25 protein-coding genes and 1 tRNA gene are annotated in these 24,143 nt (G+C 63.5%); 9 read left to right on the top strand and 17 right to left on the bottom strand.

The annotated features are described in order from the left end of the window. Positions 1-10: 10 nt before the first annotated feature. From HYH07_RS24800 to HYH07_RS24760, 9 genes are all read right to left on the bottom strand, one after another. Positions 11-511, bottom strand: coding sequence for an RNA pyrophosphohydrolase (locus tag HYH07_RS24800; protein WP_220004960.1), 501 nt, complete (start codon positions 509-511; stop codon positions 11-13). A gap of 169 nt (positions 512-680) precedes the next feature. Continuing rightward, positions 681-1,187: an RNA pyrophosphohydrolase gene (locus tag HYH07_RS24795; RefSeq protein WP_220004959.1), complete on the bottom strand. Its 507-nt coding sequence runs from the start codon at positions 1,185-1,187 to the stop codon at positions 681-683. 66 nt (positions 1,188-1,253) lie between these two features. After that, positions 1,254-2,471, bottom strand: a complete 1,218-nt coding sequence (locus HYH07_RS24790) for a divergent polysaccharide deacetylase family protein (RefSeq protein ID WP_220004958.1) — start codon at positions 2,469-2,471, stop codon at positions 1,254-1,256. Positions 2,472-2,626: 155 nt separating this feature from the next. Beyond that, complete coding sequence (locus HYH07_RS24785) at positions 2,627-3,988, bottom strand: S41 family peptidase (RefSeq protein ID WP_057740782.1); 1,362 nt, start codon at positions 3,986-3,988, stop codon at positions 2,627-2,629. Continuing rightward, on the bottom strand, positions 3,985-5,373 hold the full coding sequence (locus HYH07_RS24780) for a murein hydrolase activator EnvC (protein WP_220004957.1): 1,389 nt from the start codon (positions 5,371-5,373) through the stop codon (positions 3,985-3,987). Before HYH07_RS24780 ends, HYH07_RS24785 begins: the two co-directional genes overlap by 4 nt. Before the next feature lie 31 nt (positions 5,374-5,404). Continuing rightward, the gene (gene rlmH / locus HYH07_RS24775) at positions 5,405-5,887 is read right to left on the bottom strand and encodes a 23S rRNA (pseudouridine(1915)-N(3))-methyltransferase RlmH (protein WP_220004956.1); all 483 of its coding nucleotides are present in this window, start codon (positions 5,885-5,887) and stop codon (positions 5,405-5,407) included. A 104-nt stretch (positions 5,888-5,991) separates the two neighbouring features. Further along, the gene (rsfS, locus tag HYH07_RS24770; protein WP_057740788.1) at positions 5,992-6,348 is read right to left on the bottom strand and encodes a ribosome silencing factor; all 357 of its coding nucleotides are present in this window, start codon (positions 6,346-6,348) and stop codon (positions 5,992-5,994) included. 199 nt (positions 6,349-6,547) lie between these two features. Then, on the bottom strand, positions 6,548-7,192 hold the full coding sequence (locus tag HYH07_RS24765; RefSeq protein WP_220004955.1) for a nicotinate-nucleotide adenylyltransferase: 645 nt from the start codon (positions 7,190-7,192) through the stop codon (positions 6,548-6,550). 23 nt (positions 7,193-7,215) lie between these two features. Beyond that, on the bottom strand, positions 7,216-8,511 hold the full coding sequence (locus tag HYH07_RS24760) for a glutamate-5-semialdehyde dehydrogenase (RefSeq protein WP_220004954.1): 1,296 nt from the start codon (positions 8,509-8,511) through the stop codon (positions 7,216-7,218). Positions 8,512-8,704: 193 nt separating this feature from the next. On the opposite strand from HYH07_RS24760, the gene HYH07_RS24755 reads away from it, so the two are divergent. Further along, positions 8,705-8,983, top strand: coding sequence for a type II toxin-antitoxin system ParD family antitoxin (locus tag HYH07_RS24755; RefSeq protein ID WP_057740794.1), 279 nt, complete (start codon positions 8,705-8,707; stop codon positions 8,981-8,983). Next, entirely contained in the window at positions 8,964-9,260 is a 297-nt protein-coding gene (locus tag HYH07_RS24750; protein ID WP_220004953.1) for a type II toxin-antitoxin system RelE/ParE family toxin, read from the top strand. Before HYH07_RS24755 ends, HYH07_RS24750 begins: the two co-directional genes overlap by 20 nt. 18 nt (positions 9,261-9,278) lie before the next feature. Here HYH07_RS24750 and proB read toward each other — a convergent pair whose 3' ends face one another. Further along, positions 9,279-10,400, bottom strand: coding sequence for a glutamate 5-kinase (gene proB, locus HYH07_RS24745; RefSeq protein ID WP_220004952.1), 1,122 nt, complete (start codon positions 10,398-10,400; stop codon positions 9,279-9,281). 168 nt (positions 10,401-10,568) lie between these two features. Between proB and HYH07_RS24740 the strand changes: the two genes are divergently transcribed. Next, positions 10,569-11,537 (top strand): Bug family tripartite tricarboxylate transporter substrate binding protein, encoded by a 969-nt coding sequence (locus tag HYH07_RS24740; protein WP_220004951.1) that lies wholly within the window; start codon positions 10,569-10,571, stop codon positions 11,535-11,537. 292 nt (positions 11,538-11,829) lie between these two features. Here HYH07_RS24740 and HYH07_RS24735 read toward each other — a convergent pair whose 3' ends face one another. The 3 genes from HYH07_RS24735 to HYH07_RS24725 all read right to left on the bottom strand — a co-directional run bounded on the left by HYH07_RS24735 (position 11,830) and on the right by HYH07_RS24725 (position 15,212). Beyond that, positions 11,830-13,467, bottom strand: coding sequence for an alkaline phosphatase family protein (locus HYH07_RS24735; protein WP_220004950.1), 1,638 nt, complete (start codon positions 13,465-13,467; stop codon positions 11,830-11,832). A gap of 136 nt (positions 13,468-13,603) precedes the next feature. Continuing rightward, the gene (obgE, locus tag HYH07_RS24730) at positions 13,604-14,644 is read right to left on the bottom strand and encodes a GTPase ObgE (RefSeq protein ID WP_220004949.1); all 1,041 of its coding nucleotides are present in this window, start codon (positions 14,642-14,644) and stop codon (positions 13,604-13,606) included. A gap of 85 nt (positions 14,645-14,729) precedes the next feature. Further along, positions 14,730-15,212 (bottom strand): MaoC family dehydratase, encoded by a 483-nt coding sequence (locus HYH07_RS24725; protein WP_220004948.1) that lies wholly within the window; start codon positions 15,210-15,212, stop codon positions 14,730-14,732. A 261-nt stretch (positions 15,213-15,473) separates the two neighbouring features. Between HYH07_RS24725 and HYH07_RS24720 the strand changes: the two genes are divergently transcribed. Beyond that, entirely contained in the window at positions 15,474-16,388 is a 915-nt protein-coding gene (locus HYH07_RS24720; RefSeq protein ID WP_220004947.1) for a DMT family transporter, read from the top strand. Positions 16,389-16,459: 71 nt separating this feature from the next. On the opposite strand, the gene HYH07_RS24715 is transcribed toward HYH07_RS24720, so the two are convergent. From HYH07_RS24715 to rplU, 3 genes are all read right to left on the bottom strand, one after another. After that, positions 16,460-17,053 (bottom strand): GNAT family N-acetyltransferase, encoded by a 594-nt coding sequence (locus HYH07_RS24715; RefSeq protein WP_220004946.1) that lies wholly within the window; start codon positions 17,051-17,053, stop codon positions 16,460-16,462. A gap of 154 nt (positions 17,054-17,207) precedes the next feature. After that, on the bottom strand, positions 17,208-17,477 hold the full coding sequence (gene rpmA / locus HYH07_RS24710; RefSeq protein WP_057740814.1) for a 50S ribosomal protein L27: 270 nt from the start codon (positions 17,475-17,477) through the stop codon (positions 17,208-17,210). Between the two features lie 103 nt (positions 17,478-17,580). Then, the gene (gene rplU, locus HYH07_RS24705) at positions 17,581-17,967 is read right to left on the bottom strand and encodes a 50S ribosomal protein L21 (protein ID WP_057740817.1); all 387 of its coding nucleotides are present in this window, start codon (positions 17,965-17,967) and stop codon (positions 17,581-17,583) included. A 352-nt stretch (positions 17,968-18,319) separates the two neighbouring features. Between rplU and HYH07_RS24700 the strand changes: the two genes are divergently transcribed. Continuing rightward, positions 18,320-19,483 carry an ROK family protein gene (locus HYH07_RS24700; RefSeq protein WP_220004945.1) on the top strand — a complete coding sequence of 388 codons (1,164 nt, stop codon included), beginning with the start codon at positions 18,320-18,322 and terminating at the stop codon, positions 19,481-19,483. A 473-nt stretch (positions 19,484-19,956) separates the two neighbouring features. Here HYH07_RS24700 and HYH07_RS24695 read toward each other — a convergent pair whose 3' ends face one another. After that, positions 19,957-20,820 (bottom strand): alpha/beta fold hydrolase, encoded by an 864-nt coding sequence (locus tag HYH07_RS24695; protein ID WP_220004944.1) that lies wholly within the window; start codon positions 20,818-20,820, stop codon positions 19,957-19,959. Between the two features lie 276 nt (positions 20,821-21,096). On the opposite strand from HYH07_RS24695, the gene HYH07_RS24690 reads away from it, so the two are divergent. The 4 genes from HYH07_RS24690 to HYH07_RS24675 all read left to right on the top strand — a co-directional run bounded on the left by HYH07_RS24690 (position 21,097) and on the right by HYH07_RS24675 (position 23,975). Then, a tRNA-Ser gene (locus tag HYH07_RS24690) sits at positions 21,097-21,186 on the top strand. Between the two features lie 88 nt (positions 21,187-21,274). After that, positions 21,275-21,724, top strand: a complete 450-nt coding sequence (locus tag HYH07_RS24685; protein ID WP_220004943.1) for a hypothetical protein — start codon at positions 21,275-21,277, stop codon at positions 21,722-21,724. Between the two features lie 92 nt (positions 21,725-21,816). Continuing rightward, complete coding sequence (locus tag HYH07_RS24680; protein WP_220004942.1) at positions 21,817-22,476, top strand: hypothetical protein; 660 nt, start codon at positions 21,817-21,819, stop codon at positions 22,474-22,476. Between the two features lie 359 nt (positions 22,477-22,835). Continuing rightward, positions 22,836-23,975, top strand: coding sequence for an FAD-dependent oxidoreductase (locus tag HYH07_RS24675; RefSeq protein WP_220004941.1), 1,140 nt, complete (start codon positions 22,836-22,838; stop codon positions 23,973-23,975). Positions 23,976-24,143: the final 168 nt, after the last annotated feature.

Below are 24,143 nucleotides of genomic sequence, written 5' to 3'. Positions count from 1 at the left end.
TACAGCGGGGCTATTTGGCGAAGGGTGCGAACTGCTCGGCCACCGCCCGGTAGACCTCGCGGCGGAACGGCACCACGAGGTCGGCGACGCGGTCGAGCTGCTCCCACCGCCACGCGTCAAACTCCGCGGGCTGGTCATTGCGCGGCGTCAGCGGGTCGATCTCGTCGTCCCTGCCGGTGAAGCGCAGTGCGAACCACTTCTGGCGCTGGCCGCGAAACTTTGCCAGCCGATGCGTCTGCGGTCCGTCATAGGGCGGGAATTCGTAACTGAACCATTCGGTCTCGCCGAGATAGTTGGCGCTGACAACATTGGTCTCCTCCCACAGCTCGCGCATGGCCGCATCGCGCAGGTTCTCGCCCTCGTCGACACCGCCCTGCGGCATCTGCCAGTCGAGCCCGGGCAGGATGATCTCGGGGCCGTCGCCCTTGAAGCGGTGCCCGATCAGCACGCGGCCATCGGCATTGAACAGCGCGATCCCGACATTGGGGCGGTAGGGTTTTTCGTTGGTCATCTCTGTCATTCCGGGGCGGGCGAGGCGCGAGCCCGGAATCCATAACCACATGCGGCGATTGGTTGAAAGGCCGTGGTTGCCATGTGCCGCTTCACTTCTCCCTGGGGTATGGATCCCCGCCCCCGTGCGCAATTGCGCACTAGGCGGGGATGACATCGAGGGTGGGCGACTATCCATCCGCCAGCGCGGAAAATTCCTTCACCACGCGCTCATAGACCGGGCGCTTGAACGGGATGATCAGTGAGGGGAGGTTCTTCATCGGCTCCCAACGCCAGCTGACGAATTCGGCCTTGTGGCCGCCGCCGCCGGGATTGGCGACATTGATCTCGCTGTCCTTTCCGGTGAAGCGCACTGCGAACCACTTTTGGCGCTGGCCGCGGTAGCGGCCCTTCCAGGCGCGCCCCGCGACCGTGCGCGGGATGTCGTAGATCAGCCAGTCCGGCACCTCGCCGAGCCGCTCGATCGAGCGCACGCTGGTCTCTTCATAGAGCTCGCGCTTGGCGGCTTCCCAATTGTCCTCGCCGGGATCGACCCCGCCCTGCGGCATCTGCCAGACATGGTGGTCGTCGACATGCTCGATGCCGCCGGCTCTGCGACCGATGAACACCAGGCCTTCCTTGTTGAGCAGCATCACCCCGACGCAGGTTCGGTAGGGCAGATCCTCATAACGCGCCATTCCGCCAAACCTCTCGCGTGCTGCCGGCCGGGCCATCGGGAAGCCCTGCCGTACCAATTCTTTGATTTAGCTGGATTTTGATTTCAGCATCGCGGTTGTCAATGGCACCAATAGAATACCCCGGTCGTTCAATGTCTTGATCCAGGCCCCGATCCGCTCGATCGAGACCGGCAGGGCCGAGGCCGTGCCGATGGCGACGCCGCGCTCGCGCGCCGTCGATTCCAGCTTGTTGAGGGCGCGGTCGATCTCGGTCGGGGTCGGCACCGCGTCGAGCGCGATGTCGCCCTTGCCGAACGGCACCGCGAGGCTCCCGGCCGCCTGTGAGGCGATGCTGCGGGGCGAGGAGCCGTCATCGAAGAAGCCGAGGCCGCGCCTGCTGGCCTCGCGGATGATCGGCTGCATCGCAGCGTCGGTCGCAATGAAGCGGGCGCCCATGAAATTGGTGAGGCCGGCATAGCCCTGCATCCGGCTGAGATGCCAGTACAGGCGGTCGGTGTTCTGGTCTGCCGTCAGCGAGGTCAGCAGCGTCTGCGGGCCGGGATCGTTGTCGGGAAAGTCGTAGGGCTCCATCGGGATCTGCAGGAAGATCTCGTGGCGCTGGGCGCGGGCGCGCTCGGCGAGCTTGCCGGGATCGGACCCATAAGGCGTGAAGGCCAGCGTCACCGCGCCCGGCAGCTTCATGATGGCGTCGGTGGTCTTGGCGGCGCCGACGCCGAGGCCGCCGATCACGATCGCCACCACGGGCATTTTCGCGGCCTTGCCGCGGTCGGCCTCGGCGGCATAGGCGTTGAACGGCTTGAGGTCGCCCGAGATCGCGGGGATCATGCCGTAGCGGGACTTCTCCAGCAGCCTTGGATCGCCCCCGTTCACGACGGGCGGGGCTGCGGAAGCCGCCTCGCTTTTGTCGGCAGCCTCGCCCGCGCCGATGACCACGTCATGGCGCGCGCCGGTGGAGCCGTCGATCATGGTGACGGTCTTCTGCTCGCTCGCCTGCTTCGGCGCCTCCCTGGTCTCCTGCTTGCCTTCCTGCTTGATCTCCTGGCCATGACCGGAGGCGACAGGCTTCTCGTCGGTGGCCTTGGGATCGCGGATCGCGATCCGCGTCATCGGCTCGCCGCCGAGCGGGTCCTTGTTGAAGATGGCAAAGCCGGCAAAGGTGACCAGGAACAGGCCGAGCATGACGGCGATCAGTTGCATGGCGGTGAACGGCAGCCGCAGCCGCCGTTTCCGGCGCGGCTTGTCCTGTCCGAGCGGCGCGCTCAGATCATCGGCCGTTTCAGTCATGCGAGATCCCGAATCACTCGACCCGACGATACCACGCCAAGGTCAAGCGGCGGCAGGCCGGGATAGGCCGGAGAGACCGGGAGTTCCCAAGCAAAAAGGGCGGCTTGCTGAAGCCGCCCTTTCGTCAGATCGGATAGGCGCGCTAGTTCGCCGCCTTAGTTAGCAGCCTTGGGCTTGTCCGCGGGCGCGGCCTTGTTGTCGCTGCCCGGCGTCGGCGCCGCGGAGGCGCTGTTCTTGATGCCGTGGAGCAAATCGTCGGCCATCTTGAGCGCCTTGTCGTCCTTGGCGTCGGGCGGGACGTAGGATTGCGAACCGGTCTTCTCGTCGCCGTCGTTCTTGAGGTGACCGCGCAGCGAAGCTTCGCCCTTGGTATCGGTGCGCGCCTTCAGCTCATCAGGCACGTCCTGCAGCACTTCGATATCAGGCACGATGCCCTTGGCCTGGATCGACTTGCCCGATGGCGTGTAGTAGCGCGCCGTGGTGAGACGCAGTGCGCCGTTGCCGCTTCCGAGCGGGATGATGGTCTGCACCGAGCCCTTGCCGAACGAGCGCGTGCCGACGATGGTCGCGCGCTTGTGGTCCTGCAGCGCGCCGGCGACGATCTCCGAAGCCGAGGCCGAACCGCCGTTGACGAGCACGATGACAGGCTTGCCCTTGGTGAGGTCACCCGCATGCGCGGTGCGGCGCTGGGTCTCCTCGGCATTGCGGCCGCGGGTCGACACGATCTCGCCCTTCTCCAGGAACGAATCGGACACGGTGACGGCTTCCTCGAGCAGGCCGCCCGGATTGTTACGCAGGTCGATGATGTAGCCCTTCAGCTTGTCGCCGATCTGGCTCGAGAGGTTGGCGACCTCCTTCTTCAGGCCTTCGGTGGTCTGTTCGTTGAAGGTGGTGATGCGGATATAGGCGATGTCGTCGGCCTCGACGCGCGCGCGCACCGAGCGGACGCGGATGTTGTCGCGCACCAGGGTGACGTCGATCGGATTGTCCTGGCCCTTGCGGATGATCTTGAGCTTGATCTTGGTGTTGACGGGGCCGCGCATCTTCTCGACCGCCTGGTTCAGGGTCAGGCCCTGCACCGCCTCATCGTCGAGATTGGTGATGATGTCGTTGGCCATGACGCCGGCGCGCGAGGCCGGCGTATCGTCGATCGGCGAGACCACCTTGATCAGGCCGTCTTCCATCGTGACCTCGATGCCGAGACCGCCGAACTCGCCGCGGGTCTGCACCTGCATGTCGCGGAAGCTCTTGGCGTCCATGTAGCTCGAATGCGGATCGAGGCCCGAGAGCATGCCGCTGATCGCGGATTCGATCAGCTTGGTGTCGTCGGGCTTCTCGACATAGTCGGAGCGCACGCGTTCGAAGACGTCGCCGAACAGGTTGAGCTGGCGATAGGTGTCCGCTGTCGCGGCTCGCGCGCTGGAGCCCATGAACACCGCGCGCGGCTGGGTCACGAACAGCGTCAGCGCCGCACCGGTGGCCGCGCTGAGGAGGATAACTGAAGTCTTGCGCATCATCCGCGAACCTTCTCGCCTTCATTTGCGGCCCACCATGGGCCTGGATCGATTGGAGTGCCGTCTTTGCGGAACTCGACATACAGCACAGGTTGACTCGCGTTGGTGGCGAGAATGGAGGCGACTTGAGATGTCGACCCCATGGTCGCGACCGGCTCCCCCGTGAGCACAAACTGTCCGATGTTTACCGAAATGCGCTCCATCCCGGCGATCAGGACATGATACCCGCCCCCGGCATTGAGGATCAAGAGTTGTCCATAGCTGCGGAACGGGCCGGCATAGACCACCCAGCCGTCGCACGGGGTCGTGACCTGGGAGCCGGGCTTGGTGGCCAGCGAGATGCCCTTCTGGACCCCGCCGACCCCGTCGGAACCGCCAAAGTCCCTGATCTTGTTACCGTTAACCGGCAGCGGCAGGAGCCCCTTGGCCGAGGCAAACAGGATCGCTGGGCTGGTCCGGGAGCGGTCCTTGAAGATGGCCGGGCCCGGTTTGGCATTGGCCGCAGCGTTTGCAGCCGCAGCTTTCGCCTCGTTGGCCTCCTTGGCCTCGGCCTGTCTGGCGGCCTCGGCGGCCTGCTCGGCCGCCTTGGCGGCGCTTTGCAGGTCCTGCTCCATCTTGGCGATCAGCCCCTGGAGATCGCCGACCTGCTTTGACAGCGTGATGGCGCGCGAATTCTCGGCGTCGAGGTCCTTTTCGCGCGAGGCCTGCTGGCGCTGCCGCTCCTCGACCAGGGCGGTGAGCCGGGTCTGGTCGCTGCGGATCCTGTCGCGGTCGGAGGCGAGCTGGTCGCGTTCGCTCGCGATGGTCTTGCGCAAGGCCACAAGCTCGCCGAGCTCGCCTGCGATCTTTTCCGCGCGGCTGCGCAATTCCGGCACGACGGCGCCGAGCAGCATCGCGGTGCGCAGCGATTGCAGCGCATCTTCGGGCCGCACCAGCAGCGCCGGCGGCGTACGCCGTCCGGCTCGCTGCAGGGCCGCCAGCACCTCGACGATGTCGGCGCGGCGCGAATCGAGCGAAGCGCGCGCCTGCTGCTCGCGGCCGTTCAGCGTCTTCAGCCGCGCCTCGGCCTCGTCGATCTTGGTCTCGACGGTGCGGACATTGGCGGCGGTGTCGATCAATTGCTGATTGAGCTGGGTGCGGTCCTGGCCCAGCGAGGCGATCTCGGCCTTCAGCTTGGCCTGCGCCTCCTCCGCGCTCTTCTGCCGCGCGCGCGCGGCTTCCAGCTCCTGCTCGCGCTGCTTGATCGCGTCGGGTGAGATCGCCGCGGTCTGCGGCGCCGGTGCAATTGCCTGACCTGGCGTCTGAGCTTGTGCGAGGCTTGCTTCAGCGAAGAGGCTTGCGGAAGCGCAGCTCACCATCAGCAGCAAATTCAGGGGCGGCGCTCGCATCTGTTGCGCAAGGTGCTCGTTGTGGCGCGAATCACGCGCGGTGATAGGGGTGGCCGGCCAGAATGGTGGCGGCCCGATATAGCTGTTCCAGAAGCATGACGCGGACCATTTGATGCGGCCAGGTCGCAGAGCCGAACGCGATCGCGAGCTTGGCCTTACGGCGCAATTCGGGCGAAAGTCCGTCCGCCCCTCCGATCACGAAGATAGTATGACCGACGCCCTCGTCGCGCCAGCGTCCGAGATTCCGTGCGAATACGGTGGAATCGAGGTTTTGGCCGCGCTCGTCCATCGCCACCAGAATCGATTTTTCGGGAATGTGCGCTGCTATCGCCGCGGCTTCCTCGGCCATGCGCGTTGCGGTGTCGCGCGCGCGGCTCTCGGGGATTTCGTGGATGGTCAGCTCGCGGAATCCGAGCTTGCGGCCAACCTCGTCGAACCGCTCGAAATAGCGGTCGGCAAGCTCCCGTTCGGGGCCCTGCTTCAGCCGGCCTACCGCAATGATTGCAACACGCATGAGGTTCTAGCGTCGCGTTTTCAGATCGCGCGCATCCCGCGCGCGCACGACGCTAGCATGCGCGTCAGCCGATTCGAAATCGGCCAGCACCCTTCAAGGGCCTCTTAGATCGCCTTCGCCGCCCCTGGGCCCTGCGTGTACAACCGCTCCAGGTTGTAGAACTCACGGACCTCGGGTCTGAACACGTGCACGATCACATCGCCGGAATCGATCAGCACCCAGTCGCAATTGGGCAAGCCCTCGACATGGATGTTCTTGATGCCGCTTTCCTTGAGGCTCTTCGTCACGTTCTCCGCGATCGCGCCAACGTGCCGGTTCACCCGGCCCGTGGTGACGATCATGTAGTCGGAGTATGCCGATTTGCCGCGAAGGTCGATGGTGACCGTCTCTTCCGCCTTCATATCCTCGAGGCGGGAGAGGATCAGGCTCAGCGTCTTGTCGGCGTCGGGTTGCGCCTTCAAGGCCGCAGCTTGGGTCGATGTTTTACGCGTAGGCTTGGCAACCTTGGGTAAAACAGACTTGGACAATACAGACGTGGTCAGGGACCATTCCTTTCACTGTATCGCGGACGCCGAATCCAGCGTCCACTGGCTACACTACATCATGTGGGGTTAAGGGTTTCAATATGCCAGAGAGCCCGTAAATCCCCAACATTGCGTCTCACTTCGTACCTTTCCAGCTTCCGTCCGGGTTCCTCAAGCCCGTCGAGGAGAGGTTGAGCTTCAATCCGGTGAGAAAGACCCAGGCCGGCGCCGGCCGATCCGCAAGCAAGGCGGCTTCATTCTCCGGCAGGCGATAGCGCGCGAGCGCCTGGGCGGCGGGGGAGGCGAGGGCGCGGAAACTCTGCGGCGGACGGTCGATCACTGCCATCGGGACCTGGGCGGCGATGCGCCGCCAGTCCTGCCAACGATGGAATTGAGCGAGGTTGTCGGCGCCCATAATCCAGACAAAGCGCAAGCCCGGGAAGCGGCGGCGCAAGGTGTTGATCGTGTCGATAGTATAGCGGGTGCGAATGACGGATTCGAGACAGCTCACCTCGATCCGCGGGTCATCAGCGACGTCGCGCGCCGCCTGCATGCGCTCGCCGAGCTCGTGCAGATTGCCGTTCTCCTTGAGCGGATTGCCTGGGGTCACCAGCCACCAGACGCGATCGAGCTGCAATCGCGTAAGTGCGAAGCGGCTGATCGCGCGATGCGCCTGATGCGGCGGATTGAACGAGCCGCCGAGCAGGCCGATGCGCATGCCCTCGGTATGGGGCGGGACCGCTTGCGCCACGAAGCGCGGCACGACGAAATTTTGACTCAATGCCCCGCGCCTCGCGACATCGCTTACGGCCGCGTCTGTCCGGTGCCGTGAACGCGATATTTGAAGCTCGTCAATTGCTCGGCGCCAACAGGACCACGGGCGTGGAAGCGGCCGGTGGCGATGCCGATCTCGGCGCCAAAGCCGAACTCGCCGCCGTCGGCGAACTGCGTCGAGGCGTTGTGCAGCACAATCGCGGAATCGACTTCGCTGAGGAATTTCTTCGCGGCAGCCTCATCCGAACTCACAATCGCATCGGTGTGGTGCGAGCCGTGGTCCTGGATATGCGCGATCGCGCCGTCGACGCCGTCGACCACCTTTGCGGCGATGATCGCGTCGAGATATTCAGTGTCCCAATCGTCTTCGCTGGCAGGTTTTACGCGTGCGTCGGTTTTCTGCACGGCATCGTCACCGCGCACTTCGCAGCCGGCCTCGAGCAGCATCTCGACCAGCGGCTTCAGAGCCTTGCCGGCAGCGGCACGATCGACCAGCAGCGTTTCAGCGGCGCCACAGACGCCGGTGCGGCGCATTTTTGCGTTGAGCACGATCTCCTTCGCCATGGCGAGGTCGGCGCTGGCATCGACATAGACGTGGTTGACGCCTTCGAGATGCGCGAACACGGGCACGCGCGCTTCCTGCTCGACGCGCGCGACCAGGCTTTTTCCCCCGCGCGGCACGATCACGTCGATCGAGCCGTTCAGTCCGGACAGCATCATGCCGACGGCTGCGCGGTCGCGCGTCGGCACCAGCGTGATCGCAGCTTCAGGCAGGCCGGCTTCGCGCAGGCCCTGGACGAGACATTCGTGGATCGCGCGGCAGGAGCGGAAACTGTCGGAGCCGCCGCGCAGGATCACGGCATTGCCCGACTTCAAGCAGAGCACGCCGGCGTCTGCCGCGACGTTCGGCCGGCTCTCGAAGATCACGCCGATGACGCCGAGTGGCACGCGCACGCGCTCGATGGTCATGCCGTTGGGCCGCTGCCAGCTCTCGGTGACGACGCCGACGGGATCGGCGATGCCGCGCACGATTGCGATGCCCTCGGCCATGCCCTCGACTCGCGCCGGCGTCAGCGTCAGGCGATCGATGAAAGCGGAGGTCGCATCGCCCGAGGCACGGGCTTCTGCAACATCCTCGGCATTGGCGGCGAGGATCGCAGCTGCGTTGGCGCGGATCGCCCGTTCCATGGCTTCCAGCGCCCGGTTCTTCTGCTCCGGCGGCGCCAGCGCCAGCACGCGCGCAGCGGCGCGGGCACGTCTAGCGAGATCGGACATCAGCGCCTGAAGATCGGCATTGCCGTCAACGGCTTTGAGGGGGGCGGCCATGGGCGTTCAACCTTCTGCTAAGGCGGTGTCCTAGCACGGAAATCCCGCTTTTGCGAAGGGCGGGACCGGTATGGCTGGGGCCCGGCTGGCGCCGCCGGGTCGGCCAATGGCCTGGTTAGGCCCGAAGCTGGACGAGTGCTTGCCAAGCGACTAAATATCAATAAATATCATTATTTGATAACGGAGCGGTCCCATGGCGAGCAGCTACAGCATCGGCAAGCACTTCGAGGATCTGATCGACAATCTGGTCGAGAGCGGCCGCTACGCCACTGCGAGCGAGGTGATGCGCGAAGGCCTTCGCCTGGTCGAGGAGCGCGAAGAGCGGCGCAAGATCAAGCTGGAAGCGCTGCGGGAGGAAATCCAGAAGGGGTTTGACAGCGGCCCGATGGAAGAGGTCGGTGACATGTTCGAGCGGATCAAGTCAGAAGGTCGGAAACGTCTGGCGGCCAAGAATGGCAAAAAGACCGCTTAAGAGTCCGCAGACAGAAATCGACCTTACGGCGATCTGGGATTATATCGCCGCAGATAATCCGCGAGCGGCCGACGCGCTGCTTGATCGCATCGACGCAACATTCAATATGTTGGCAGGCACACCATTTGCCGGCCGCGATCGCAGCGAATTGCGCGCCGAGCTGCGTAGTTTTCCGGTCGGCAACTATTTGATCTTCTACATACCCACAGCTGACGGTGTTGAAGTTGTCCGAGTGATGCACGGCCGGCAGGATATCGGCGCCGACGACATGCAATAGTTGGCGGCCAGTTCGCCCTTACCCGCCCACCACCAGATCATCCCGGTGGATCATCTCCGAGCGCCCGCTGATGCCCAAAATGGTCATCACGTCAGGCGAGGAGCGGCCCTTGATCTTCTCGGCGACCTCGGCGTCATAGGCGATCAGGCCGCGGCCAATCTCGCTGGTGTCGGGGCCGCGGACGATGACGGCGTCGCCGCGCGCGAACTGGCCCTCGACCTTGATCACGCCGGCCGGCAGCAGGCTGGCGCCGGCGCGCAGTGCGGTCACCGCGCCCGCATCGATGGTCAGCGTGCCCTTCGGCTCCAGCGTGCCCGCGATCCAGCGCTTTCGCGACGTGATGGGATTGGCAGGGGTCAGGAACCAGGTGCAGCGGCCGCCATTGGCGATCGCCTGCAGCGGATGCTCGATCTTGCCCGATGCAATCAGCATATGCGTGCCGCCGGTCGTCGCGATCTTCGCCGCCTCGACCTTGGTGCGCATGCCGCCGCGCGACAGCTCGGACTCGGCGTCGCCAGCCACCGCCTCGATCTCCGAGGAGATGCTCTCGACCACCGGGATCAGTTTTGCCTTCGGATTGTTCTTTGGCGGCGCGTCGTAGAGGCCGTCGATGTCGGAGAGCAGCACCAGCAAATCGGCGCTCGCCATGGTGGCGACGCGCGCGGCGAGGCGGTCATTGTCGCCGTAGCGGATCTCGGTGGTGGCGACCGTATCGTTCTCGTTGATGACGGGGATGGCGCGCCACTCCAGGAGCTTGCCGATGGTGGAGCGGGCATTGAGATAGCGACGGCGCTCCTCGGTATCCTGGAGCGTCACCAGGATCTGTCCGGCGCCGATGCCGTGGGCGCCGAGCACCTCCGACCAGATCCGCGCCAGCGCGATCTGGCCGACGGCGGCGGCAGCCTGGCTCTCCTCCAGCTTCAGCGGCCCGCGCGGCAGCTTGAGCCGGCTGCGGCCGAGCGCGATCGAGCCCGAGGACACCACGAGGACGTCGCGGCCCTCCCTGTGCAGCCTGGCCATGTCGTCGGCGAGCGCGGCGAGCCAGGAGGCACGCACCTCGCCCCTGTCGGAATCGACCAGCAGCGCGGAGCCGACCTTGACGACGATGCGGCGGAATTGACTGAGTTCGGGGCTGGCCATGTGCGTATGTTTTGGCGCTACGGAAATTGTTCGGGTGAGGCCCGCTTTTGCAGCAGGACGATGGCCGGCGCAAGGCGGGCAGAACGGTAAACGGCGAAGGTCGGCCTTGTCTTGCCGGCCAGCCCGGTTCTAATGCCGCCAACCAATCGCGGGCTGGACGGGAAACGAATGGATCGCCGTAAATTCATGGCCGGATGTCTCGGTCTGCCGCTGCTGGCGCAGCAGGCGGGCGAGGCGCACGCGCAGGCTGGCCTCACCAAAATCATCTTTCCGTTCGCGGCGGGGGCGGGCGGCGACACGCTGTGCCGGCTGATCGCGCAGGAAATCGCCCCGATGCTGCAGCGGACCGTCGTGGTCGAGAACCGCACCGGCGGCGACGGCCTGATCGGCATCAAGGCGGTGAAGGGCGCGAGCCCCGACGGCAGCATGGTGCTGGTGACCACGGGGCCGACCATGTACCTGCTGCCGATGGTGGAGACGACGCCAAGCTTCGATACGGCCAAGGATTTCATGCCGGTGTCGCTGCTGGCGCGGTTCGAGTTTGCGCTGGTGGTTGGCCCGGCCATGGATGTCGCTGACTTCAAGGGATTCGTCGCGTGGCTGAAGGCGCATCCCGACAAGACCTCGTTCGGCGTGCCGAGCAACGGCACCATTCCGCACTTCGCCGGCTCGAAGCTGGAGAAGGATCTCGGCATTGCCCTGACGCGCGTGCCCTATCGCGGCAGCGCGCCGATCCTCAATGACATCATCGGCGGTCATATCTCATTCGGCATTACCACATTGGCGGATGCGCTGCCGCAGCATCGCGCCAAGGGCGTCAAGATCATCGCGACCAGTAGCGCCGAACGATCGCCGTTTGCGCCCGAGGTGCCGACGCTGAAGGAGAGCGGCATCGATCTCGTTGCCGATGCTTGGTACGGCATGTGGCTTCCCGCCGGCAGCCCGCCGGAATTCGCCAGCAAGCTCGGCGCCGCTGCGAGCGCGGTGCTTGCCAAGCCCGAGGTGAAGGAGAAGCTCACGGCGATCGGGCTGATTCCGGTCGGCAGCAGCGCGGATGGCCTGACCAAGGAGCTCGCCGCCAACATCGCACTATGGCAACCGATCGTGAAGGCGACGGGATATAAGATCGAGAATTGAACCCTTCTCCCTCTCCCCGCTTGCGGGGAGAGGGTTGGGGTGAGGGGGAGTCTCCGCGGGGACGGTGAGAATCGAATTCTTCGATGTTGCCCCATCGTCATTGCGAGCGCAGCGAAGCAATCCAGTGTCTTTCCGCGGAAGGATTCTGGATTGCTTCGCTGCGCTCGCAATGACGTGCTGAAAGATCGGGGCTCCCACAAGCATCTGACTCGCCGAGAGTCCCCCTCACCCGGATCGCATCTGCCGATGCGATCCGGCCTCTCCCCGCACGCGGGCAGAGGCGAAGAGCTGGTCACATCTTCGCGCGCTGGGCGATGCCGTCCTTGATCGCGGCAAGCTCCGCTTCGTCCCAGATGCCGATCAGGATCCCGCCCTTCACCTGCAGCTGGTTGTCGGCGTAGTTCGCGATCCTCTCGCGCGGCGTGGTGATGTGGTCGTTCGGATGCAGCGCCCAGTCGAACAGCTCGGCCTGAAGCCGCGCGATGATCGCAGCGCATTCCGGATCGTCGCCGCGATCGACATATTCGTCGGGATCGGTTTTTTCGAGGTCGTACAGCATCGGGCGGAAGCCGGTGGCGTGGATGTATTTCCAGCGGCCGTCGAACACCATGAACAGGCGGCAGCGCTCGATCGGCTGGTTCAGCTTCAGCCGGACGTCCTGCATGGCGTAATCGTATTCGGAGAACGCCACCTTGCGCCAATCGGCTGGCCTCTCGCCGCGCAGCAGCGGCAGCAGCGAGCGTCCTTCGAGGATGTGCCCCGGCACCTTGCCGCCCAAATAATCGACGAAGGTCGGCGCGAGATCGATGCCTTCCACCAGCGCATCGCTGCGTGTGCCGCGTGTGGCGTCAGCCTCTTTCGAGGGATCGATGATGATCAGCGGGATCTTTGCGGATTGCTCGTGGAACAGGTCCTTCTCGCCCATCCAGTGATCGCCGAGATAGTCGCCGTGGTCGGAGGTGAACACGATCATGGTGGTTTCCAGGAGGCCGCGCGCCTCCAGAAACTTCATCAGCACGCCCATCTGGTCGTCGATCTGGGTGATCAGGCCCATATAGGTCGGGATCACCTTCTCTCTCGCCTCGTCGCGCGCCATGTTGCGGGAGTAGCGCATGTCCATGTAGGCGCCGAACACCGGATGCGGATTTTGCCGCTCGCGCATCGCGCGGACCACCGGGATCATGTCCTCGGTCGAATACATGCTGGCATAGGGCTCGGGCGCGATGTAGGGCCAGTGCGGCTTGATGTAGGACAGATGCAGGCACCATGGCCGGCCATCGGTCTCGGCCTCGCGGATGAAATCCATCGCGCGCCGCGTCATGTAGGGCGTCTCGGAATGCTCGTCCGGCACGCGCGCGGCCTTGTCGGCATGCACCAGCAGCCAGCCGTTCTGCAACGAGCCATCTTCGGCTGCGCCTGAATTGGCCCAATGCTCCCACGGATTGGGGGCCTCGAAACCTTGCTTTCGCAGATATTCGTCGTATCTCGGGCGTGGCCGGCCGCTCGGATGCAATCCGTCGTCGCGCTCGTAAGGTTCAAAGCCGCATTCGGCGACATGCACGCCAATGACGGATTCCGGCGGGATGCCGAGCGCCTTCATGCCTTCGAGATCAGGCGCCATGTGGGTCTTGCCGACCAGCACGTTGCGCACGCCGATCTTCTTCAGGTGATCGCCGAGCGTGGGCTCACCGACGCGCAGCGGCCAGCCGTTCCAGTGCGAGCCGTGCGAGCGCATGTAGCGGCCGGTATAGAACGACATCCGCGAGGGCCCGCAGATCGGCGATTGCACGTAAGCCCTGGTGAAGAGCACGCCACGCCTGGCCATGGCGTCGATGTTCGGCGTCTTAAGCCGGGGATGGCCGGTGCAGCCGAGATAATCGTAGCGAAGCTGGTCGCACATGATCCAGAGAACGTTCTTCGCGCGCGCCATGCGTCATCCCTGAAATTTCTTGATTGTCGGATGCTGCGCTATCGAGGGCGCGAAGACAAGCCAGTGGTGCGCGTGCTCTCGGCCACGCATTCCAATGTCGTCCCGGCCCTCGCCGGGACGACCGTGGAGAGAGAGCTCAGGCCGACCACGGCTCCGCTTCGGCCGCACTCTTCGCCTTGGCTGACACCGGGGCCTCGCCGATCACATCGACCAGCGCGCGCAGCGCTTCCTTCACGCCCTGGCCCGTCGCGCCCGAGAGCAGCAGCGGCGTCTTCTTTGCAGCGCGCTTCAGCCGGTCCTTCTGCTTCTTCAGCTCGTCCGGCTCGACCGCGTCGATCTTGTTCAGCGCGACGATTTCGATCTTGTCGGTGAGCAGCCCGCCATAGGCGTCGAGTTCCTTGCGCACGGTCTTGTAGGCCTTGCCTGCATGTTCGCCGGTCGCATCGACCAGATGCAGCAGCACGCGGCAGCGCTCGACATGGCCGAGAAAGCGGTCGCCGAGGCCGGTGCCTTCATGCGCGCCTTCGATCAGGCCGGGAATGTCGGCGAGCACGAATTCGCGGCCGTCGGCATTCACCACGCCGAGCTGCGGGTGCAGCGTGGTGAAGGGATAGTCCGCGATCTTCGGCCGCGCCGCGCTGACCTTGGACAGGAAGGTCGACTTGCCGGCATTGGGCATGCCGACGAGGCCGGCGTCGGCGATCAGCTTCAGCCGCAGCCAGATCCAGCGCTCTTCGCCCGGCTGGCCGGGATTGGCGTTGCGCGGCGCGCGGTTGGTCGAGGATTTGAAATGCGCGTTGCCGAAGCCGCCATTGCCGCCTTCGGCCAGCACGAACTTCTCGCCGACCTTGGTGAAGTCGTGGATCAGCGTCTCGCGATCCTCGTCGAAGATCTGCGTGCCCAGGGGGACCTTCAGCACGATGTTCTTGCCGTTGGCGCCGTGGCGGTCCGAGCCCATGCCGTTCTCGCCCTTCTGGGCCTTGAAGTGCTGCTGGTAGCGGTAGTCGATCAGCGTGTTGAGGCCATCGGCGACCTCGATGATGACATTGCCGCCGCGGCCGCCATTGCCGCCGGAGGGACCGCCGAACTCAATGAACTTCTCGCGGCGGAACGCCACGCAGCCGTTGCCGCCGTCACCGGAGCGGATATAGACCTTTGCTTCGTCGAGGAATTTCATGGGCCATAGGTAGGCCAGCCGGACACCCGCGGCAACCCGGGTTTGCCCGCAAATCGGCCGAAATTTGAGCGATTTAGGCCCTCGCTTAACCAGCCGGCCGGCGCCGGATCAGGAATTTCTGCGTGCCTTCCAGCACCAGCTCCTTGCGCTGGTTGAACACCGTGCTGCGAAGCGTCACCGTGCCGGTCGTGCGGCCGGGCACGAGCTCGGTGACCTCGAGCGCGGGATAGATCGTGTCGTCGGCGAAGACGGGCTTGAGGAACCGGCTCGACTGCTCGAGGAAGCCGACCAGGGAGTCCTCGACCATGAATGGAAACAGCCCGGCGCCTGGCGCGGTATGGATCAGCGTCTGGAAGCCGTGGGCGAGCAGATGCGGCATGCCGCGGGCGCGGCAATATTCCACATCATAGTGCACCGGGTGGGTGTCGCCGCTCGCGGTCTGGAAGGCCGCGAACACCGCGCTGGTCTGGGTCCGGCTCGGCAGCACAAAGCGCTCGCCGACCACGAAATCCTCAAACCAGCGTTGCGCTGGCATCATGCGGTGCTGGGCCGGGTCGAAATCGGTCATGACGCAAGCTCTTGTCTCGGTGAGGTGCTTATCGCTACCGCGATGCGAAGGGTGCGACAATCCGCTCAATTCGGCTTGTGCGGGCTTGTCGGGGCGGCTCACGACATTAAAACGACCTCAAGCAACGCTATTCGCCGAATCCTGATGCTCTCTCCCCGTCATTGCGAGAAGCGAAGCGACGAAGCAATCCAGACTGTTTCCGCGGAAGGATTCTGGATTGCTTCGCTTCGCTCGCAATGACGGCCTTTCGCAGCCCGTTCAATGCCCTTCTTCAAGAAACTCTCCGCCTATGACGACCGCTCGGCGCGCCTCGCCGGCATCGCTCTCATGGTGCTGTCGATCTCGATGTTCTCGTTCGGCGATGCCATCGGCAAATTCCTGGTCGGGACATATTCGGTGGGGCAGCTCTTGTTCCTGCGTGCCTGCGCGGCGCTGCTGCTGCTGTCGCCGATGATCTGGCGGCAGCGTCACCAGTTCCTGCATCTGGAGCGGCCGGGCCTGCAGCTGTTTCGCGTCGTGCTGTCGACGCTGGAGGTCGCCGCCTTCTTCCTGGCGACCGTCTATCTGCCGCTCGCTGACGTCATCACCTATTATCTCGCCGGCCCGATTTTCGTCACCGCGATGTCGGCCATTTTTCTCGGCGAGAAGGTCGGCTGGCGGCGCTGGACCGCGATCCTGGTCGGCTTCTGCGGCGTCGTGATCGCGCTGCGGCCGTCGGCACAAACGGTGAGCCTGCCGGCGCTGATCGCGCTCGGCGGCAGTCTTTCCTTCGCAACCTTGATGCTGATCACCCGCAGCCTGCGCAAGACGCCCGACATCGTGATGGCGTCCTCGCAATTTATCGGCACGTTCTCGCTGGGTGCCGTGCTGTCGGCCTTCCACTGGGTGCCGCCGACGCCAGGCAGCCTGGTGTTCTTCGTGCTGGCCGGATGCATCTCGGTGACGGCGCTGTTCTGCGTCAACCGCTCGCTGAAGCTCGCGCCGGCGAGCGTCGTGGTGCCCTATCAATATTCGATGATCGTCTGGGCGGTGATCTTCGGCTTCGTCGTGTTCGGCGACGTGCCTGAAATCGCCACCATCATCGGCGCCGCGATCATCATCGGCGCCGGGTTCTATATTTACTTGCGCGAGCGCGATTTGGGTCGCGCAAGTGAAGAGGTGAATCCACCGGTGTAGCTTCACCGTCGTCCCGGCCCCCGTGCGCAATTGCGCAACTAGGCCGGGACGACTCGTGGTGAGAGTTGGCCCTACCTCACCCGTCTCGCGCTGCTCCAGCTCTTCAGCGACGACCACACGCCGCGGGAGAGGCGGAAGCAGTCGACCGGGGTCGAGGAGCCCAGCGCCAGGAAGCGATGCAGCTGCACGCCGCTCCACTGGAAGCCGCACTTCTCCAGCACGTTGCGCGAGGCCGGATTGGTGACGCGCGCACCGGCATAGAGATGGTCGTCCTCGAACTCCTCGAAGAAGAAGTCGATGGCGCCGCGCGCGGCCTCGGTGGCAAAGCCCCGGCCCCAATGCTCGACGCCGAGCCAATAGCCGAGCTCGGCATTGTCGGGCGTGGAGCGGTCGATGCCGACCATGCCGATCGACCCGCTGTCGTGCTCGATCAGGAACACGGTCTCAGCTCGGAGCGCGGCAATGTGCCTGATGAATGCGACGGCATCGTCCTGCGAATAGGGATGGGGCAGGCGGCGGGTATTTTCAGCGACACGGCGGTCGTTGGCGAGGCGGGCGATGGTGTGGGCGTCGGCAAGGGTCGGCCGTCGCAAGGTCAGCCGTTCGGTGGCGACGACGCTGGGTCTCGCCTCGGCCAAGGTCACGCTCGAAAAGTCCTGCAACATGTCCGGCTCCGCTAGAAGTCACTAAGTCAAAAGTGATTTGGTCAAACGAAAGGGGAAGCCGGTTTCCCTGCCTCCCCTGGAGCCTTCGATCTTGCGATCTTCTGGACTCCGCCGGTTCGTTCAAGGACCCGGCGGACTCCATATGATCCACCGTCTATTCAGCCGCCTCTGCGAGCGGGAGCACCGCTACGAAGGTGCGTCCGTTGGCTTTGGCCTGGAATTCAACACGACCCTCGATCTTGGCGAACAGAGTGTGGTCCGTGCCCATGCCGACGTTGAGGCCGGGATGCCAGGTGGTGCCGCGCTGACGCGCAATGATGTTGCCGGGAATCACATGCTCCCCGCCGAACACCTTGATGCCAAGGCGCTTACCCTTTGAATCGCGACCGTTGCGCGATGAACCGCCTGCTTTTTTGTGAGCCATGGCTCGTCTCCGAAATCCTGCGTATCTTCTTAGGTCAATTCCTTGACGGAATCATTTCAAAACGTCGCACGCCTCAATTCGTGAATTGGCGTGATCGTGCCAGTTACTCGGCAGCTTCCGCTGCAGGCGCCTTGGCAACCTTCTCCTTCTTCGGACGCGGGCCCTTGGTGGGCTTGGCGCCGTCGGCCAGGATCTCGGAGATGCGCAGCACCGTGATCTCGTCGCGATAGCCGCGCTTGCGGCGCGAATTCTTGCGGCGGCGCTTCTTGAACGCGATGACCTTGGGGCCGCGCTTGTGATCGAGCACCTCGACCGCAACGGAGGCACCGGCCACCGTCGGAGCGCCCAGCACCGGCGTGTCGCCGCCGAGCACCAGAACTTCATTCAACTGCACGATCGAGCCGACTTCGCCTTCGATCTTGCCAACTTCCAGGACATCATCCGGCACGACGCGGTATTGCTTGCCGCCGGTTTTGATGACTGCGAACATCGTTTTTTTCCTTCGTGTTCAATCCCGGCCTCATGACATCAGTCAGGGGCCGGCTTTTTGTCAGTCGCTATGGGTTAATGCGTTTTGTGCGGGCGGGAGGTATCCCCTTGAAAACCCACGCAAAAACATGCGGCGCGAGAAACGCCCCGCGCCGGTTGTGCGGACTTATAGCCGCAAGTCGCCAAGAGTCAAGGAAAAGCGGGCGAAAAAGGCCCGGATTTGAAGGATTTGGCCCCAGGACACCTGAATTAGGACACCTGAATTAGGCGCGCCCGAATTGCCGCAGCCGAGCAACCAACCGGTTCCCCCGCCGTTGTCTTTCCAAATCCGAAAACGCGGGCAAGGGCATTTCATGGCAACGGACGAACTGGTCAAGACCACGGGCATCGCCAATCACGGCGGCGAGCGGCTGCCATCGGTCGATATCGACAGCTTCAATATCGAGCTGAAGGACGACGACGGTTTTCTCGGCGACCGCGCCAGCAAGGGCGCGTTCCGTGAGATCCTCGAGCGCTGGCGCAAGCCGCTGCGCAAGACCGGCGAGGACCCGTTCGGCAAGGAGCCGTCGGAGAACATCAGCAAGAAGACGCTGGATTCCATCCTGATCAGCGACGACGTCGAAGCCTCCGCCGTGGTGCACAGCGCCATCGAGGAGTTCGCCCAGGAGCTCGCTTATGTCACGCGCCGGTTCCTGAAGACGAAAGCCTGGGCCAAGACCGAGCGCATCGTGGTCGGCGGCGGCTTTCGCGATTCGCGCCTCGGGGAGCTCGCGATCGCGCGCGCCGAGATCATCCTGAAATCCGAGGACTTCAAGATCGACATGGTGCCGATCCGGCATCACCCCGACGAGGCCGGCCTGATCGGCGCGCTGCATCTGGCGCCCTCGTGGATTTTCGAGGCCTATGACAGCATCCTCGCGGTGGATATCGGCGGCACCAACATTCGCTGCGGTCTGGTGGAGACGGGCTGGAAGAAGGCCAAGGACCTCTCGAAAGCCAAGGTGGTGAAATCGGAGCTGTGGCGGCATGCCGACGACGAGCCGACGCGCGAGGGCGCGGTGAAGCGGCTCACCAAGATGCTGAAGGGGCTGATCGTCGCAGCCGACACCGATGGCTTCAAGCTCGCGCCCTTCATCGGCATCGCCTGTCCCGGCGTGATCAACGCGGATGGGTCCATCGAAAAAGGCGCGCAGAACCTGCCGGGCAATTGGGAGAGCAGCAAGTTCAACCTGCCGGCGAGTTTGATCGAGGGCATCCCTGCCATCGGCGAGCACGACACTGCGATCGTGATGCACAATGACGGCGTGGTTCAGGGCCTTTCCGAGGTGCCGTTCATGCAGGACGTCGATCGCTGGGGCGTGCTCACCATCGGCACCGGCCTTGGCAATGCGCGTTTCACCAACCGCCACCGCGACAGCGGCAATGGCAACGGCAAGGACCGGGATGCTGCGGAGGGTAAGAAAAAGGCCAAGGAAAACAACAAGGAAAACAATAAGGACTCTGCCAAGGCGGATTAACTCGCGTTTGGACACCGGTTCGCGTCAAGAAAACGCGTCAACCAGGGTAACCTTGACTGGTTAGGTTAAGGACAACTTTGCGTTGCAGTTCCCGAAACGCACGCTAGGGTGGAACCGTCGCCTCACGCAGGCCTGCGAAGCCGCCCTTCCTGGCCAGCAACTCGATTGAAGCGGCACGGGACCGCCAGTGTTTACCGCGTCTGGCGGTCCCACCCCGTTTTCCAACGCATGATCAAATGAGGCCGGCTCGCGCCCGGAAACAGGTGCGTTCCCTCCCCCCTTGTGGGGGAGGGCTAGGGAAGGGGGTGGCCCAGGAAACGGTGCCGGTTGTTGACGATGCGAGGGTGGGCCACGGAGAGAATCCCCGTGTGGCACCCCCCTCCCTGACCCTCCCCCACAAGGGGGGAGGGAACGGAGACAGCGCTCGTGTGAGACGAACGCGATTCGACTCGTCTCGCCAGTTGCCTCGCCCCTCAACACCACCCGATCCGCCGAAAGAACCCCGCAATCTCCGCGGCCGCCCGATCCGGATCCTCCCGATGCGGGAAGTGCCCAACGCCGGGAAACATCGCGAGATCAAGATCGCTGAACGTCTCCCCCAGCCGATCAGTCCATTCATAGGGAAACAGCGGATCGTGCTCGGCCCAGCGCACGCAGGTCGGCACCCTGATCGGCGGCAGATCAGGCGCTTCGCCCTTCATCATCGCGATCCGCCCGGCATGCGAGGCGCGATAATGCGCAAAGCCGCCGGCGAGATTGCCGTCCCTGAAATAGGTGTCGCCGAACAGATCGAGCACGTCGTCGAAGGCGTCCTTGCGATGCGCCCAGCCTTTAAGGAAGTGCGCGATATAAAGCCGGCAGCTCTCGCGGCTCGCGCCAACGAGCCGAGGGGCCATCTCCATCTGCTGGAACGACTGGTACCAGATGTGGTTGAGCCGATCAGGCGCCGCCATCCGCGGCCCAATCCCGGGATAGACGAAATCGAACAAGAACAGCCCCGCCAGCCGCTCCGGCGCCTTGCGCGCCAGCGGCTGCATCACCGCGCCGCCGACGTCATGGCCAACCACCGCGAATCGCTCGATGCCGAGCCCATCCATCAGCGCCAGCATGTCGGCCGCGTGGCCGTCAGGCCCGTAAGCGCCATCAGGCTTGTCGCTGTCGCCAAAGCCGCGCAAATCGGGCGCGATCAGGCTGAAACAGTCCGAAAGCCTTGAGATCACCGGCTCCCAGGTCAGCCAAAACTCCGGCCAACCATGCAGCAAAAGCAGCGGTTTCCTCGTGCCGGCGCGGACGACATGGAATTTGGCGCCATTGGCGGAGATGGTGAGGTGCTCCATGGCAGTTCCTCTGGCTGGCAATGCTCTCGTGGAGCATGATGAGATTGGGATTTCATTCGCCGCGACAAGGGAGGTGCGTTCCCTCCCCCCTTGTGGGGGAGGGTTAGGGAGGGGGGTAGCCCAGAAAAAGGTGCCGATTGTCTCCGACGCTGCGAGAACAGCCCAAACCCGGCAAAACAACCACCGGATTTTCCCCTTTCGCGCCTTGTCTGGCCCGCCATCCTCGCTTATGAACGCCCCCAACCACAGGGGCCCTGCCTCTATATGGCGCCTTCAGGAGAGGTGGCAGAGTGGTTGAATGCACCGCACTCGAAATGCGGCATAGGTGCAAGCCTATCGGGGGTTCGAATCCCTCCCTCTCCGCCATTTGACAAAAAATTGGTATTCTGGGGGATTGCAATTGCCAATTGCATGAATTCAGGCAGAGTCCCTTTAGGGCTGAGGACTAATTTTTATGCGTGTTCTTGGAATCTGCGCGCTTGGCGTCGCATTGGCTGGCTGTGCAATTCAGCGTTCGCAAGTCGCTCAGGAAGCAAAAGCCTCGATCGTCGGCATGACCAAGGAGCAAGTGTTTACTTGCATGGGGCCGGCCGCATCAAAAGCTACGGAAGGAGCAACGGAGATTTGGTCCTATCCATCGGGCAACGGTTACCGATCTACGACGGTGGTCGCGGGCACCGATGGCAATTTCAACGCAACTCGTTCTGGCAACAACGTTTCCGGTACGGTCAGCACATTTGGCTCCGCAACCGGCGTTAGCACCGCCCGGTTCTGCACAGTCAACATAGTCATTCAAGACGGAGTTGTTAGTCAGGTCAACTATTCCGGTCCGACTGGTGGGCTTCTAACTGGCGGTGAGCAGTGTGCGTTCGCAGTTGAAGCTTGCGTCAAAAAACAGGGCTAACCGCACCAACTTACGGAGCTCTATTCTGTACACAAAACGAGCGAAGATTTTCAGATTTTTGCGAATATAGAAATTGAGTTGGCGTACCAGGATTGTTGCGGCAGCTGGACACCATGACACCATTGCCAACCCATAGGTCATTGGCCCTCGGCATTTTTCGACAATCAGTTTTTTTCATTTTCGCCATCGCAGCATTCGCTGAGCGCGATGAGCACACGCGGACGATGCTGACGGTTTCAGTCTTTTTGCTCGATGTGGTGAGCTGGCATTTGTCAGAGGTCGTCGCCTTGTACACCCTTAGCGTTTACAATTGCGTTTGGCACGACACGCTAACAAATCGCTTTCTCCTCGAATACCTTGCAGACCTCATCAAAGCTAAGCAGCACATAGACGTGCCGGCACTAGTTAAAGAATCGACGGCTGCGGCTAACCAAAATCTTATGGAGCATGTGAATCGTGGCCTCGAAAATCCAGTGCCGTTTGCGGAGGCCTATGGCTCATTGCAGTCCGCGAGAAATTGTTTGGAGCATCGCGATGGGATCGTCGGGTGGCGCGACGTCGATGCAGCGGGTGTTCTTAAGATAAGCATGCCGAGAGCAAAAGTGTTCGTCGAGCAAGGCGGAGTTGAGGTTGAGGTCTATAAGAACTTCTTCGCGGAGAAGCGACACAATAATCCAAATGCGGATGGAGCCGCGCGATTTGATTTTTCGTCTGGGCGATTCGCTGAAAATTTCTGCGAGGGATTTCGATGATATCGCGTTTGCATGCGCAAACTTTGATACCATGCTCGCGCAACAACTTCCTAAAGCGCCGTCCGCCCCTGCACGATTTCAAGGGAACTGATCGGGCGGCCTTCGCGGAATTCGAGATGACTTGGGTTATCGGCGCGCCCTCTCTATTTGGCTACGGCGTTATGCTCTCCGACCATCGTGCGTCAGCGTCGTTGCCGCGAGCAGGCCGTCGATGACAGGGACGGACCCGATGGCACTGATGCCGCCCCATTGATCTGATACGGCGTTGTCGATGCCTGCCGCAATCGCCCCCTAGACCTTGTCAACCCGCGTAATCATCAGGATGATCGGCGCGTCGTAGCATCGCTTGCGAGGTCTTCATGCGAAAATGCGAAGTTGCCGTGCTGGGTCTGGGGCTCATGGGCGGAGCGGCGCTGGGCGCGTTGCTGGATGCCGGCGTCGATGCGCTCGGCTTCGATCCGGTCGCAGCAGGTTCGGATCGCGGCTCGTCGCATGGGTCATGTCGCATTTTCCGTCGCTTCAATTTCGAAAACCCCAACTACACTGGCCTGAGCGACGAGGCTCATGCCGGCTGGATCCGGCTGCAGGCCGAAAGCGGTCAAACGGTTCTGACGGACACACCTATCTTGGAGGCCGGCCGCCCCGGCTCCGCCATGGTGGCGTCCTCGCGCGCGGCCGCGATCGCGAAAGGGCGTCCGGATCCGAAGATGACCGCGTCTGTCGCGAACAAGGAATTTCCGGCTTTCAACCTGCCTGATGACTGGGATGTCGTCGTCCAGGACGGTGGCGCGATCCTGCACACCGCTACAGTCATGAAACTGATGCGCTCACGCGCCGGGAATCGCGTGATTGGCGAACGCGCGAGCTTCACGCCGCAGCACGACGGCGTGTCGATCCGCACTGATAGCGAAGAGTTCTTCGCCGAGCGCGTGATCCTGGCGCTGGGCCCATGGATGGGTCGTGCACTCCCGCAACTCGCCGCGCTGCTCAATGTGACCCGACAGGCGGTCGGCTGGTTCAAGCCTGTCCGCCCCGACACTGTGGTTTCAGGTCGTTTCCCGATCTTCATTCTGGATCGAGGTCCTGATGACATGGTCTACGGCTTTCCGGACTTCGAACAGCGCGGCGTTAAAGCTGCGCCTCACAACCACGGGCCCGTGGTCGGCCCCGACGATTGGGGTCCGCAGGCCAGCGATGCCGAACTCCACCCCATCGGCGAAGCGTTGGCCGCCCTCGTCCCTGATGCGGCCGGGCCCATCATCGATCGCGACGTCTGCCTCTACACCAACACCGCGCCCGCCGACATCAGGCTGGACGCGGGCGAGGAATTCATCATCGATCGCTGGCCGGAGTCGCGCCTGATCATCTGCTCCGCGTGTTCAGGCCACGGTGCGAAGTTCGCGCCCGCCATCGGGCAAAGGCTCGCTCGCCTCGCCACCGATCCGTCCTACCGGGCAGAACCCTTCTTTCAGCTGTCCCGATATTCTCAGTTCGCCTGAGCGGATGCTGGATGTTGCGGTGACAGTGCACAAACGCGCACCGTCCGGCGGCAAACGCTTTCGGGAGCGTGATGGGATGAGGCTCGTCTAGTCCGCCGAGGGAGGTGCGTTCCCTCCCCCTTGTGTGGGAGGGCTAGGGAGGGGGGTAGCCAAGGAAAAGGTATCGGT

It is taken from the genome of Bradyrhizobium sp. BR 10261, from assembly GCF_019455395.1.
Taxonomy (GTDB): domain Bacteria; phylum Pseudomonadota; class Alphaproteobacteria; order Rhizobiales; family Xanthobacteraceae; genus Bradyrhizobium; species Bradyrhizobium manausense.
Note: the sequence above shows the minus strand (reverse complement) of the source record. Positions and strands in the feature narration are given on the sequence as shown.

Excerpts from the sequence above, each read along its gene's own strand:
- proB (WP_220004952.1), bottom strand. The coding sequence starts at position 10,400 with ATGGCCAGCCCCGAACTCAGTCAATTCCGCCGCATCGTCGTCAAGGTC.
- HYH07_RS24720 (WP_220004947.1), top strand. The coding sequence starts at position 15,474 with ATGCCCTTCTTCAAGAAACTCTCCGCCTATGACGACCGCTCGGCGCGC.
- HYH07_RS24785 (WP_057740782.1), bottom strand. The coding sequence starts at position 3,988 with ATGATGCGCAAGACTTCAGTTATCCTCCTCAGCGCGGCCACCGGTGCG.
- HYH07_RS24675 (WP_220004941.1), top strand. The coding sequence starts at position 22,836 with ATGCGAAAATGCGAAGTTGCCGTGCTGGGTCTGGGGCTCATGGGCGGA.
- HYH07_RS24800 (WP_220004960.1), bottom strand. The coding sequence starts at position 511 with ATGACCAACGAAAAACCCTACCGCCCCAATGTCGGGATCGCGCTGTTC.
- HYH07_RS24780 (WP_220004957.1), bottom strand. The coding sequence starts at position 5,373 with ATGCGAGCGCCGCCCCTGAATTTGCTGCTGATGGTGAGCTGCGCTTCC.
- HYH07_RS24750 (WP_220004953.1), top strand. The coding sequence starts at position 8,964 with ATGGCAAAAAGACCGCTTAAGAGTCCGCAGACAGAAATCGACCTTACG.
- HYH07_RS24700 (WP_220004945.1), top strand. The coding sequence starts at position 18,320 with ATGGCAACGGACGAACTGGTCAAGACCACGGGCATCGCCAATCACGGC.
- rplU (WP_057740817.1), bottom strand. The coding sequence starts at position 17,967 with ATGTTCGCAGTCATCAAAACCGGCGGCAAGCAATACCGCGTCGTGCCG.
- HYH07_RS24725 (WP_220004948.1), bottom strand. The coding sequence starts at position 15,212 with ATGACCGATTTCGACCCGGCCCAGCACCGCATGATGCCAGCGCAACGC.
- HYH07_RS24740 (WP_220004951.1), top strand. The coding sequence starts at position 10,569 with ATGGATCGCCGTAAATTCATGGCCGGATGTCTCGGTCTGCCGCTGCTG.
- HYH07_RS24755 (WP_057740794.1), top strand. The coding sequence starts at position 8,705 with ATGGCGAGCAGCTACAGCATCGGCAAGCACTTCGAGGATCTGATCGAC.
- HYH07_RS24695 (WP_220004944.1), bottom strand. The coding sequence starts at position 20,820 with ATGGAGCACCTCACCATCTCCGCCAATGGCGCCAAATTCCATGTCGTC.
- HYH07_RS24685 (WP_220004943.1), top strand. The coding sequence starts at position 21,275 with ATGCGTGTTCTTGGAATCTGCGCGCTTGGCGTCGCATTGGCTGGCTGT.
- HYH07_RS24760 (WP_220004954.1), bottom strand. The coding sequence starts at position 8,511 with ATGGCCGCCCCCCTCAAAGCCGTTGACGGCAATGCCGATCTTCAGGCG.
- HYH07_RS24735 (WP_220004950.1), bottom strand. The coding sequence starts at position 13,467 with ATGGCGCGCGCGAAGAACGTTCTCTGGATCATGTGCGACCAGCTTCGC.
- obgE (WP_220004949.1), bottom strand. The coding sequence starts at position 14,644 with ATGAAATTCCTCGACGAAGCAAAGGTCTATATCCGCTCCGGTGACGGC.
- rpmA (WP_057740814.1), bottom strand. The coding sequence starts at position 17,477 with ATGGCTCACAAAAAAGCAGGCGGTTCATCGCGCAACGGTCGCGATTCA.
- HYH07_RS24790 (WP_220004958.1), bottom strand. The coding sequence starts at position 2,471 with ATGACTGAAACGGCCGATGATCTGAGCGCGCCGCTCGGACAGGACAAG.
- rlmH (WP_220004956.1), bottom strand. The coding sequence starts at position 5,887 with ATGCGTGTTGCAATCATTGCGGTAGGCCGGCTGAAGCAGGGCCCCGAA.
- HYH07_RS24795 (WP_220004959.1), bottom strand. The coding sequence starts at position 1,187 with ATGGCGCGTTATGAGGATCTGCCCTACCGAACCTGCGTCGGGGTGATG.
- HYH07_RS24715 (WP_220004946.1), bottom strand. The coding sequence starts at position 17,053 with ATGTTGCAGGACTTTTCGAGCGTGACCTTGGCCGAGGCGAGACCCAGC.